General features: G+C 62.2%; 9 protein-coding genes. 2 read left to right on the top strand and 7 right to left on the bottom strand.

Annotation, left to right across the window (positions count from 1 at the left end; translation table 11 throughout):
* Nucleotides 1–156 precede the first annotated feature (156 nt).
* The 5 genes from ACQR13_RS13870 to ACQR13_RS13850 all read right to left on the bottom strand — a co-directional run bounded on the left by ACQR13_RS13870 (nt 157) and on the right by ACQR13_RS13850 (nt 5,615).
* A complete protein-coding gene (locus ACQR13_RS13870; protein WP_315751577.1) occupies nt 157–1,155 on the bottom strand; it encodes a hydroxyacid dehydrogenase in 999 nt (332 codons plus the stop codon).
* A 28-nt stretch (nt 1,156–1,183) separates the two neighbouring features.
* Entirely contained in the window at nt 1,184–2,284 is a 1,101-nt protein-coding gene (locus ACQR13_RS13865; RefSeq protein WP_315711961.1) for an ABC transporter ATP-binding protein, read from the bottom strand.
* A 19-nt stretch (nt 2,285–2,303) separates the two neighbouring features.
* The gene (locus ACQR13_RS13860) at nt 2,304–3,215 is read right to left on the bottom strand and encodes a carbohydrate ABC transporter permease (RefSeq protein ID WP_315711960.1); all 912 of its coding nucleotides are present in this window, start codon (nt 3,213–3,215) and stop codon (nt 2,304–2,306) included.
* Entirely contained in the window at nt 3,215–4,150 is a 936-nt protein-coding gene (locus ACQR13_RS13855; RefSeq protein WP_315711958.1) for a carbohydrate ABC transporter permease, read from the bottom strand. Before ACQR13_RS13855 ends, ACQR13_RS13860 begins: the two co-directional genes overlap by 1 nt.
* Before the next feature lie 124 nt (nt 4,151–4,274).
* Nucleotides 4,275–5,615: an ABC transporter substrate-binding protein gene (locus ACQR13_RS13850; protein WP_434841048.1), complete on the bottom strand. Its 1,341-nt coding sequence runs from the start codon at nt 5,613–5,615 to the stop codon at nt 4,275–4,277.
* A gap of 469 nt (nt 5,616–6,084) precedes the next feature.
* Here ACQR13_RS13850 and ACQR13_RS13845 point away from each other — a divergent pair, with 469 nt between their 5' ends.
* Nucleotides 6,085–6,729 (top strand): Spy/CpxP family protein refolding chaperone, encoded by a 645-nt coding sequence (locus ACQR13_RS13845; RefSeq protein ID WP_315712622.1) that lies wholly within the window; start codon nt 6,085–6,087, stop codon nt 6,727–6,729.
* Nucleotides 6,730–6,975: 246 nt separating this feature from the next.
* Entirely contained in the window at nt 6,976–8,397 is a 1,422-nt protein-coding gene (locus tag ACQR13_RS13840; protein ID WP_315751574.1) for a hypothetical protein, read from the top strand.
* 154 nt (nt 8,398–8,551) lie between these two features.
* Here ACQR13_RS13840 and ACQR13_RS13835 read toward each other — a convergent pair whose 3' ends face one another.
* Complete coding sequence (locus tag ACQR13_RS13835; protein ID WP_315751573.1) at nt 8,552–9,904, bottom strand: McrC family protein; 1,353 nt, start codon at nt 9,902–9,904, stop codon at nt 8,552–8,554.
* Complete coding sequence (locus ACQR13_RS13830; protein ID WP_315751572.1) at nt 9,888–12,248, bottom strand: AAA family ATPase; 2,361 nt, start codon at nt 12,246–12,248, stop codon at nt 9,888–9,890. The genes ACQR13_RS13835 and ACQR13_RS13830 overlap by 17 nt, the downstream gene beginning before the upstream one ends.
* Nucleotides 12,249–12,344: the final 96 nt, after the last annotated feature.

Here is a 12,344-nt window from a genome sequence, read left to right as displayed (position 1 = left end):
CGCCGATAGTCACAGTTGTAGCTGGATTTGGCCAAGTTGCAAGAATGCGTTGAAAGTTGGGCGCCAAAGCGGTGGAGAAAGGTCCTGACATCCGCGTGATGAGGGCGGGTCCTGCCTCGTCGCCGACGGGACAGGACCATTGCACCGGCCGGACGACTACAAGACGTCCTGATTGATCACGTTCTGCCGAATCGGATCGCCATCGAGCACGCTGAGAATGTTGCGCGCCGTCTGCTCGCTCATGCGGTCGACCGCCTCTCGCGTCACGCCAGCGACGTGCGGAGCCATGATCACGTTGGGCAGCGCATGCAGCGCGTGGCCGACCGGCGGCGGCTCCTGCTCGAACACGTCGAGGCCAGCGCCGGCGAGCCGGCCCGAGGACAGCGCGTCATAGAGCGCGGCCTCGTCGATCAGGCCGCCGCGCGCGGTGTTGATCAGATACGCCGTCGGCTTCATCAGCTTGAGACGCGCGGCGTTGAACAGGCCGATGGTCTCCGGGGTCTTCGGGCAGTGGATGCTGACGAAGTCGGCGCGCGGGAGCGCAGTGTCGAGATCGGCAACGGGCTCGCAGCCCGCGGCGGTGATGTCGGCTGCGGGCTTGTAGGGATCGTAGACCAGGACCTGCATCTCCATCGCGAGGCAGCGCTTGGCGGTGCGGGTGCCGATGCGGCCGAAGCCGATGATCAGCACGGTCTTGCCGTAGAGATCGAACGGCAGCACGCCGAGCCGCGCGCCCCAGGTGCCGTCCTTGACCATCGCATGCATCTCGTTGGCGCGCTTGGCCAGCGTCAGCATCATGAACAGCGCCTGCTCGGCAACCGAGGGCGAGTTCGCCGTGCCCGCGACCATCAGCGGCACCTTGTGCCTGGAGAGCGCGGGCACATCGACCGCGTCGAAGCCGACGCCGATTCGGGTGACGACTTTCATGTCGCCGGCCGCGATCAGCTCCGGCTCTCCGAAGCGCGTGGCGCCGAGCGCGACGCCGTGCACCGGCGCGTGGGACTTCAGCAGGTCGGAAAAATCCACCGCCGAGATCATGTTGGGGAACTCGATCATCTCGACATCATCGCGCGCCGCCAGCAGCGCGCGGCCCTTGGCCGAGAAGGATTCCGTGACGAGGATCTTGTTCTTGTTGGTTGCCGTCCTGGTGGTCATGTCCTGCCCTTGAAGCTTCTTATGCTCGTCAGATGACGAGGCCTGAAGCCTCATTTAGCAGGTGCATGTTGTTGAGGTCCATTGCCATGCGCAGAGGGCTGCCATCCCGCGCGCCGGCGTTGGGGTTGACCCGCCCGCAGACCGGCGTCTCGTTGAGGGTGAAGTAGACAAGCGTCTCCATGCCCATCGGCTCGGTGACGTCGAGCAGCGCCTCGAACGGCTCAATCCCAGGCTCCGCATGCGGCTTGGTCTCGGCGATGTGCTCGGGCCGGATGCCGAGCAGCAGCGGCTCGTTCCGCGACACGGATTGATAGCGCGCGGCGCGCGCCGGCGGCAGCGGAAAGGCGATCCGGTCGGTGAGGCGGATGTGGAGCCGGCCATTGGCCTCCTCGAGCCGGCACGGCACGAAGTTCATTGCGGGCGAGCCGATGAAGCCGGCGACGAAGCGTGTCGCCGGATTGTGGTACAGCTCGTTCGGCGTGCCGATCTGCTCGATGCGGCCCTTGTTCATGACCACGACACGATCGGCCAGGGTCATCGCCTCGACCTGGTCGTGGGTGACGTAGACCGTCGTGGTGCGGACCTTCTGGTGCACCTTCTTGATCTCGATGCGCATCTGCACGCGCAGCTTGGCGTCGAGGTTGGACAGCGGCTCGTCGAACAGGAACACCTTGGGATTGCGCACGATCGCACGGCCCATCGCGACGCGCTGGCGCTGGCCGCCGGAAAGCTGCTTGGGCTTGCGGTCGACGAGGTCGGCGATATCCAGCATGCGCGCGGCCTCCGCCACGCGGCTCTTGATCTCGGCCTTCGGGTAGTGCTTCAGCCGCAGCCCGAACGACATGTTCTCGGCCACCGTCATGTGCGGGTAGAGGGCGTAGTTCTGGAACACCATGGCGATGTCGCGATCCTTCGGCGGCACGTCGTTGACGACATCGCCGCCGATCGTGATGTCGCCGTCGGAGATGTCCTCGAGCCCTGCGATCATCCGCAATGTCGTCGACTTGCCGCAGCCGGACGGGCCGACCAGCACGACGAACTCGTGGTCGGCGATATCGAGATCGATGCCCCTGACCGCCTCGACGTCGTCATAACGCTTCACGACCTTGCGCAAGCTCACTTCAGCCATGTGTGATCAACCCCCGTCATCAGCCTTTGGTCGCGCCGGCGGTGAGCCCGGCAATGTAATAGTCCATCAGGAACGCGTAGATGATCAGCGGCGGCGCCGCGCCCAGCAGCGCGCCGGTCATGATCTGTCCCCAGTTGAAGACGTCGCCCTTGATCAGGCTCGTGACGATGCCGACCGGCAGCACCAGTTGGTCGGTCGAGGTCGTGAACACCAGCGGATACAGGAACTGCGCCCAGGAGACGGTGAAGGCGAAGATCGTCGCGGCGATCAGACCGGGCAGGGCGACGGGAATGAAGATCCGCGTCAGCGTCTGCAGCCAGGAGGCGCCGTCGATGATCGCGGCCTCGTCGAGCTCCTTCGGGATCGAGGCGAAATAGCCGATCATGATCCAGGTGCAGAACGGCACCGTCAGGGTCGGATAGATGAACAGCAGCACGTACCAGCGATTGATCAACTGGATGCCAGTGACGTCGCCGATCAGCGCGAACATCTTGAACAGCGGAATGAACAGCAGGCTGTCCGGGATCAGATAGGTCAGGAATACGCCGGTCGCCAGCGTCGCCGAGCCCCAGAACTTCATCCGCGACAGCGCGAATGCGGCGGGGATGCTGATCAGCATGGTGATGATCACCACGACGATCGAGACCATGGCCGAGTTGAAGAAGAAGCGCTGAAACTGGTTCGAGGTGAGCAGCTCGACATAGTTCTCCAGCGTCGGATGGAATACCCACCACGGATTGGTCGCCGCGGAGATCTCCGCGCTGCCCTTCAGCGAGGTGATCAGCATGTAGAGCGGCGGTACCAGCGAGAAGATCGCGAACAGCGTCAGGAAGAAATACGACCAGCGCAGCGCCCAGGCGCGGTCGCGGCTCATCGAGCCATATTTGACGGTACGGGTCGGGCCGGCCTTGTCGATCGTGACGGTGCTCATCAGGACTCGTTCCCCCGCTTGTTGACGTCGCGCAGGATGAAGATGGCGGCGACCGCCAGGATCGGCACCATGAACAGCGAGACGCTGGCGCCGAGCGGAATGTCGCTGCCCTCGATGCCGACGCGGAACGCCCAGGTCGCGAAGATGTGCGTCTTGTCGAGCGGGCCGCCGGCGGTGAGGATGCGCACGATGTCGAAATTGGCGAACGTCACGATCAGAGAGAACAGCGTCGTGATCGCGATGATGTTGCGCATCATCGGCAGGGTCACGTACCAGATCCGCTGCCACCAATTGGCGCCGTCGATCGCCGCGGCCTCATAGAGCTGATCCGGGACAGATTTCAGCGAGGCCAGGTACATGATCATGAAGAACGGCGCGCCGTACCAGATGTTGACCAGGATCACCGAGAACCGCGCCCAGGCGGCATCCCCGGTCCACGGGATCGGGCCGATGCCGAAGAAGGCGAGCGTGTAGTTGAAAGCGCTGTAGGACGGGTCGAACAGCCACAGCCAGGCCAGCGTGCTCATCGCCGGCGGGATCACCCAGGGTACCAGCAGCATGCCGCGCCATTTGCGCTGCCCCTTGGCGGGGATGTTGTGGACGAAATGAGCGACGATGAAGCCGATCAGCGCCTTGAACACGACGGCCGTGATGGCGAAGATGCAGGATTGCTTGACGACCAGCCAGAACGTGTCGCGCTTGAACAGAAACTCGAAATTGCCGAAGCCGACGAAGCGCTGCATCGACTTGTTCAGGGTCGCCAGATGCACCGAATACAGGGCGGGATAGACGACCAGGAGCACGATCAGCAGGATCAGCGGCAGCGTCATCAGGAAAGCGGCGGTCGATTTCCGCTTCAACGCCCTGTGCAGACCATTGCGGCGGGCCGCGCGAGGGCGGGCGACGGCGTTTTCACCGATGGCGGCATCAACCATGAGAAAAGGCTCCTCGTGATGTCCCCTGCGACAGCGGGGTCCTCACTGGATGGGAAACACTGACAAGGTGAAAGGGGGCGGCCCGCCTGCTGAAGCGGACCGCCGGCGTTGCTTCGAGCATGCCTCAGCTGCGCATGAAGCCCTCGCACTCGCCTTCAGCCCAGGCGAGGGTCGATTCCATCTTCTCGCCCTGAGCGTAGCGCAGGCACATCTTGGTCATCGTCGCCTGCGCATAGATCTGCTGCGCGATCTTGGGCGGAGCAGGGGAGGCTGCGATCGACAGCGTCTGGTGATTATAGGGGTTGGGATAGTGATAGAGGGTCCCCTTCGGCGGTCCCTCCTCCTGCCACACCTTGAGCGTCGTCAGCTTCTGATAGGCCGGTAGATCGTAGCCGCCGCTCGCCACCACCATCTTTTCGATTGATGACGGCTTCGACAGGTGCACGATCAGGCTCTTGGCCGCCTCCTTGTTCTTGGAGAACGACCAGATGCTCCAGAAGTAGGGCAGGAACGGCGCGAAGCGGCCCTTGGGGCCGGCCGGGAAGCCGTGGGTCCAGCACTGCTCGGCGATCTGCGGCGCGTCGCGCTTGGCCACCGCCCAGGCGCTCGGCGGATTCATGATCATCGCGCCCCTGCCCGAGACCAGCCATTTGTTGTTCGATGCGTCGTCCCACGAGGCGACATCCGGCGGCAGCGCCGCGATCAGCCGCTTGTAGAACTCGAGCGCCTGGCGCACGGCATCCGTCTTCACCGTGACATCGCCCTTGGCGTTGACGAGATCCGCGCCGAACGCCTGGAAGAACGCGCCGGCGGAGTCCACGCTGTCGGTGGTTTCGCCAAGCCCGATGCCGAACGGCACGCCAGCCTTATGGCAGGCCTCCGCCGCTTTCAGGAAGGTCTCCGTGGTCCAATTGTCGGCCTTCGGTGGAGATCCGGCCGGATACATCTCCTGCACGTCGATGCCCGCATGCTTCTTCATCAGATCGATGCGGGAGCAGGGACCCTTGATCTGACTGCCGACGCAGGCCGGCACGGCGAGCCATTTGCCGCCGGACTGTCCGAGATATTTGACGGTGCCGTTGACCTCGCCGTTCTCCTGGATGATCGGCTCCATGATGTCGTTGACCGGCTCCAGCAGTTCCGCATGCGCATGCGGCCACCAGGTCGGCATGGCGATCAGATCGTGGCCGGACTTCGCGGCGCCCTCGGCGGCGATCGTCAGCTCGATCTTCTTGCCCTGGCTGGTGATGTAGTCGATCTGAACCTCGACCTTCTCCTTGGCGGCCCACTCGTTGACGAGATCGGTCGAGGCCTGGTTGGCGCCCGGAACCCAATGGTCCCAGAAGCCGATCGAGAGCTTGCCGGCGGCGTAGGCGCCGCGCACATAGGGCGCGGCAATCATGACCGCCGAGGTGGCAGCGGTCGCAGCAACGAATTGTCGGCGGTTCAGCTTCCTCCGTGACATGGCGTTCCCTCCCTGGTGAGCCAAGCATTCTGTCGATGCGAATCCGATTTGTTAGTTGTTGCGTCGCGTCATGCGCGCATGGATTTCGCTTGGATGCAATCAGAGCAGAATTGCGAGCGGCTGTCGAGAAAGCCGGTGAGGCGAATCCTAGAACTAATGGCGTGCACATTTCGTCGCAGGTTCCGCAACTGATTGCATCGCAGTGCTGAGCGTTGCAGTGCAAAGCGCGTCTCGGCCGAGCAGGAAGCCGAGAGGAACCAGTGCAGCTGGGCACGTCCGATGCATCGCGCTGCGTGCGGCAGATGGACTTGCGCGTTGCGGCAACGGTAGAATTCGTTGGAATCATGGTCGTCACGACCAGCGACTGCGCACGGAGCCTGAACTGATGATGATGAGCCCCGGCATCTGGCGCCGGTCTTTCCGGTGCATCGCAATAGGAGTGTCAATAGGCCTCATTGGCCTTGTGGGCCTGCCGCGTCAGCCTGCCGCGCAGGGCCTGTTCAAGGGCGTCGAGCAGGGTGCGCGCGAAGGCAACAGGGCGGCGGGCCCGGTCGGCGGTGTGCTCGGCGGCGCGATCGGCGGTGTCGTCGGCGTGGTCACCGGCGTGACCGGGGCGTTCACCGGCAACAGCGGCCAGCAGAGTGCGCAGCCCGAGGCGCCGCCGGCCGAGGGCAGGAAGGCGAAGCCTTCCAAGGCGACGAAGACGAGCAAGGTCGCCAAGGCGACGCCGATGCTGACGCAGCCGGGCGCCCCGCAACTCACGGCCGACCAGATCGTCGCCAACAGCGATAGCAATATCGAGCGCCTGAAGACCGGGCTGAACCTGACGGAAGAGCAGGCGAAGAACTGGGGTCCGTTCGCCAACGCGATGCACGCGCTCGGCCGCAACGGCGCGGATCGACTCGAGCTGCGCATCGCGCGGTCGAAGCGCGATCCGCCGGACGACATCGTCGAGCAGATGCGCAACGAGGCTCAGTTCCTGGTCGATCGCGCCGCCGACCAGCGCGCGGTGGCCGACACATCGGAACCGCTGTTCACCAGCCTCGACGACAAGCAGAAGCAGATCTTCATCGACGAGATGGTGCGCCTGAGTCGCGAGCGCGGACTGGACTAGCTCAACGGAGTTGGCGTCGTCGCGGCCGTGCCCGTTGGCAACAGCGGCGCCGGCGGCGTGCCGTGACGCATGACCACCGCACTCGCGCCGCATCGCGGTGTATTAATACCCTCAAATGGCCACTAGTCGCGCGGCATGCACATTTTTCGGGCACGAGCGGGCGCGGCTCGCGCAACGTGCCGGCCAACATCGCTGCCTCTGCAACCGAATTGCGATGCAGTTTGATGTACATTGCAATTGTATTACATGGAGAGCCGGAGCCGGCAAGGCGGCCTTTGCGGCAGACGATCAGCAGGCCGTTCGGCTCGATTTCTTGGAGGATTATTGTTGTCGAGAGTGCGACTGCGCCGGTGGATCGAGAACCGGTTGGGGATTGACACCGCCAGCACCGAAAGCCGCCTCGATGCGGATGTGAAACGCTTCGTCGATGCGCTGCAAGCGGAGTTGATCGCCGCGAAGGACGAGTCCGAGCGGTACAGGCGCATCACGGAAGAAAGGGGCGTGATCATGGGCCGCCTGCGCGACGAGCGCGACGGCTATAGGCTCGAGTGGGAGGCGGCGTCCGCGGAGCTTCGCCGGCTGGCGCGTAAGCGCCTGGCCGTGGTCTCGGACAATGGAGCGACGCGCCCCTCCGGCAATGGCCGCGACGCGGCCCTGAGGAATTCTCCGCCTTCCACGCTGCGGGTGCTGTGCGTCGGCACCGGCCGGGACGGCACGACGTCGCTGACGCGGATGATGCAGGAGGTGTTCGACAACCAGGGCAACGGCGACAGGGCCGTGCACGAATGGGCGTCGAGCGAGCTCAATGAGCTGTTCTGCCAGCTCAAGGAAACCAACGATCCCGGCTTCGCGGATCAGATTCGTCAGACGATCCTCGATTGCCCCCATGCCTGCGTCGTCGGCAACGGTTACGCGGCCGTGCTGCCGATCATCGCCGAGCTCCTCGGCGATCAGGTCACGCTGGTGCATCTGCGCCGGCGTGACCGCGCGGCATGCATCGCAAGCCTGGTGGAGAATGCCGAGCTGTCGCCGCAGAACCACCTCTACTACGCCGACTCGCCGGCCGCGCAGCGCAAGCGTCCGACCGCTTTCCACCTCGGAGAGATGTCGAAGCAGCAATGGATGGATCTGTCGCTGGCCGAGAAGTTCGGCTGGTACTACGACAAGACCCACGCCTTGATCGAACGCTACAAGAGCCTGTTCCCGAACACGCTCTCCGTCGATACCGAGGACCTCAACGCGGACAGCGTGCGCCTCGCGCTGGCCCAAGCGGCCGGCAGTGCCGAGGCGCCGCGCGCCTTCCACGTCAACCGGTTCGTCGATCTGCGCCATGTGCCGCCCGATCGGCGCAGCTTCGTGCAGCGGCTGCTCGGCCAGCTCGACGTCCAGAAGCTCGCCCATGACGACCTGTATGGGCTGCGGCAGGTGCTCAACGAGATGATCTATCATCTCTCGCATTTTCCCGACGCGGCGCCGGGCGCGGTGGATGAGCTGCGCTGGACGCTGACTGAGATGCACGGCCTTCTCGACAGCCGCATCCGCGACGTTCGCGAACTGATGGAGCGGGTCGGCGTGCCGCCCGAGACCGCCGGCGCTGTGAACGGCCACCGCGCGCCGCAGGCAAGCCCTGGAGCGCACCCTGGTCGTAGGCCAGGCGCCCGGCTCTGAGCACGGGGAGGCGGCGGGCGGGCTGCGGTCAGCAGCAAGTTCGGGGGACGTGGCAGGAGACTTGGCGGGCCACGAACGACGATGATGAGGACTATGTTTACGCCATATCCCTATGAGCGACACCAGAAGCGCATAAGCCGATGAGATACGACCATCAGGCCGCTAGCATGTCGTTCTGACGAGTTCCGGGCGCCACCAGTTGGTCTGCTAACCGCCGCCGCTCGCCGGCCAGACTCCTCGCTCGGTCGGGATCGAGAAGTTCGGCTAGGTAAGGTAGCGAGACCGGACGCAAGATGACCGAAGCAGGCCGCTTGTTGGACCACGTCACAGGCTGGCGAACTTCCACGCGTTCGTCACGTGCTTCCGTAGACATCGAGGCGTACAGCAGCACGCTAACTTCGCTTGGCGAGGCAAGTGCGTATATTGAAAGTTGATACAGCCATTCCGCAGGGAGGCTCCTTTCCCAAACGTCGCGATATTTTGCGTCGAGGAAACCGTGCAGCACCTTGTTGTAAAATAAAGCGTAATCTGGCCGCGGTGCCGGCGCACGGCGCCGCCTCGGATTGGCGTCAGGCGCGTAGGCAAACAGGTTGCGGATCGCAAGTTCGTCCGCGATCCGCGCACCGGCAAGATTGTCGTGCAGAAAGCGAGAGAGCAGGCGTTGGAAGAAGACGTTCATATCGAACAGAAACCCGGGCGTCCGGCTCGGCACTTGTCCCGAATCGAAGGCGATACCCTGGGCGTCATGCAGTAGCCGGATGATCGTCAGCGCCGGCCCACAGGCGGCGGTCTGACGGGTAAGGCCACGGTCCGCCCGGTCGATGTCATCAGCACCGAGGCTCACCAAGCGCTTGACATCTCCAAACATCGACGAAAGTTGATGCGCACGCCGTCGGAGGTTCCTGTCTTCAACAAGTCGCGCACCAGCCTCAAGGCCTGCGCGCAACACTTGATTCAAATGCCAGTCAGCCCGACGTTCGAAGTGCCCGCAGGGAAGCCGAGCCTCCCGCACGCCGCCCTGACGGATCACTTGATCTATCATGATGTGGCCGCGTGGGCTCTCCAGATTCTCCGATAGTGGAATGTAGCGACGCGCCAGACCCCGGTGCATTAATTCCTCCACCTCCGCCGCGAGCAACGAAACTAGCAAGTCGTGTAGACCGTGCCGAGTGGTTGGTGACCTCGTCTCCTCGACCGCCGAGACATCGCGCAGCCCATAAGCGTAGCGGAGCAGTCGAGCGAGCGGCATCGCTGGCAGCTTGGGCTCAATCGCGATGCGAAGCGGCCCCACGTCCACGCGGCCGACGAAAGATGTGCTGGTGATTTCAAGTCCGTCGTATGCCTCGCGGATGTCCAACCGTCCACGCAGCGTCTCGGCCAGTCGGCGCGACGGCATATCGCCCGCTAGAGAACGGCCCCTTAAGCGCGAGTCCTCTGCGGGGCCGACCCGGTTCCATTCCGTTAGCTCGACGACGAATGGGGGCGTGCCGTCAGGGTGCGGGGTCATCGTCTCCCTCGCTGTCGTCGGTTGGGAGATCATACGGCTCGCCAACCAAAGTGCTATCGGCCGGCTCCTGATCGAGTACAAGTGGCTGCATTTCCTCGAATGACACAGCCTGAATCAGATCTCCTTCCCGGTTGGTGCCAAATATCTCTTCTCGAATACGCCCAGCCTCTGCATCGACCAGCTCACCACCAAGAATGTCTCTGAGCATACCGAAATCGTCGTAACAATATTCTTCGAGCAAGGGGATAATGTCGTCGCGTAGAATGCGAGCAAACTCCGCTACCGAAGTGACGGGCTGAGGTGGCATCAAATAGGCGTGGCCAATCTGAAGGTTGCGGGCGTCCCGTTTCAGATGGAGGCGAAGTCTTGTATTCAGCGCGTCCAGCCAAGGACCAAGCGGCAACCCTCCAGCTTTCCGTCCAACTAGTAAATTGCTTTCTGGCATCACTTCGACGAAACCAAAACGCCGGCGAAGCGCGGTATCCATAAGAGAAATAGAACGATCCGCCGTGTTCATCGTGCCAATGACGAACACATTTTTTGGCACGGAAAACAGTGCGCCGGTGACTGGTAATACGATCTGTCGATCCCGTTTATCGTATTCAATCGCCGTAATTAATTCCCCAAAGATGCGTGGTAGGTCGCCACGGTTAATCTCATCCACGACAAGAAAAAAATTGCGGTTCGGTTGCTTGGATGCATCTGTACAGAGACGTTTGAAGATGCCGCCGCGCGGTTCAAAAACCATCTGGCCGTTCACTGTCGTAGGCCGTAGACCCTCGATGAAGTCCTCGTAACCCCACCCGGGATGAAAGGTACAGACGCGCACGAAGCCCTCGCTGTCGGCTACCGTCTTGCGCTCAGATGGGATCAAATCGACAAAGCTCTTCCGGAACGCATGGCGGGCGGCAAGTTCGTTGGCGACGGCCAACGCCCGGTAGGTTTTCCCCGTGCCAGGCGGCCCGTACAATATCACCTGACCCTTGCGGCGTAGGATGGCTTCGATTCGCGCGGCAAACTGATCGAGCGGCGGCATAGGTACGGTTTCGGCTGCCGGAACAACTGGATGCGGTGCAGATACTGTGGCAGGCACCGCCCCTCGTCGGGATAGCCGCTGTTCAAGCTCAAGGAGGTTAGCTGCGCTCCTGCCAAGTTCATAAATCGTGGTACGCGACCCCTCCTGGTCGGGCATTCGCCAGGAGTCGAGGCTAAGCCACTCAACAGGACGTTTGTGTGGGAAGCTAAGCTTGCTGTCATACTCATAAGGCCCGCGGACTTTCCCTACGCCCAGAACGGTTTGGCCTTCACACGCGAGCACTAAATCTAACTCCGATATTTCTTGAGCAAAATTCAGTATTTCTCCAGCCTTTCTAGACGCGACGCCTACGTTAGCAGTGTAAACGGGAAGCAGAAGATCCCGGATTTTATTTTTCGCAGTCGTCTTGTCCTGACTAATCGTTTTTGACAGGTCGGGAACTTGCTCGGACCAACCGATAGACACGAAACCGCCCTCGCGCATTTCTGTCCAGTGGCTTCGGCCGTCACTCCCTTCTGTAGTGCCTACCTTCCAATATCGGTGAAAGGCACCATCGCGCCGGTTGAGGATTGTGTCGAGTGTTGTGACCGGCACCTCAAGTTCCTGTGCAGCGGCAACGAAACGTCCTGCGCAGACGAAGCGAGGCGAACCGCCATCCAAGATCCCGACCTTGTCGGGAGGCATTTGTAGAAGCTTAAAGAGGTGGAATCGCTGGTAACGGGGGCTATGGTAGGTATCGAGTCGGTTTGGGCTGGTAAGAAACCAGTATTTGTGAGCCCAGCCGTCATGCGCTAGTTTTGGAGCAGCCTTCTCCATGGCAGCTTGAAGCTTGACGTATGCCTCATCTGAAGTATCTCCTGTATTCAGCGACGACAACACGTCAGCGCCAGCCACCAATTGGTCCCTCTGTTTTCGTGCAATGTCTATGGCGTCCTCAAGCGACAGGACATTCTGTGCCTTCGGCGACCCCGTCATCCAGGCGTTGTCACTCTGGCGCTGAAAGATGCCAAATTTTAGCGCTGACCCACCACCAATACCGCCAAATTGGTTGCCGGAGAACTCGTCATCGTTCTTGAACTCCAACCAATAGGCCAAACACCGAGTTTCACCACTCAGGCGTCCGTGCATCAGACGCAGCAGGGATTCACCGTCAAGATCGCGCAACACGGCGGGTCCAAAGCGATCACGGAAGAGCGCTGTCTGCTGCTCGATCTGCAACGGTGTCAGCAACTCGCCTGACGCGATGCCGTGGTTAAGCGCGGCTTTCAGTTCATCAAAAATCTGCGGTTCAAGAATTGGTGCGCTCATACAGATCTGTCTCTCAACGGGTGACCTTGCCCCTGGGGCTTAATCCAGTTTGAAGTTCGTTCTGGCCCAACGAGGACCAGAGCATGAAGCGCAGCC

The organism is Bradyrhizobium sp. HKCCYLRH3059, assembly GCF_051168035.1.
Lineage (GTDB): Bacteria > Pseudomonadota > Alphaproteobacteria > Rhizobiales > Xanthobacteraceae > Bradyrhizobium.
Note: the sequence above shows the minus strand (reverse complement) of the source record. Positions and strands in the feature narration are given on the sequence as shown.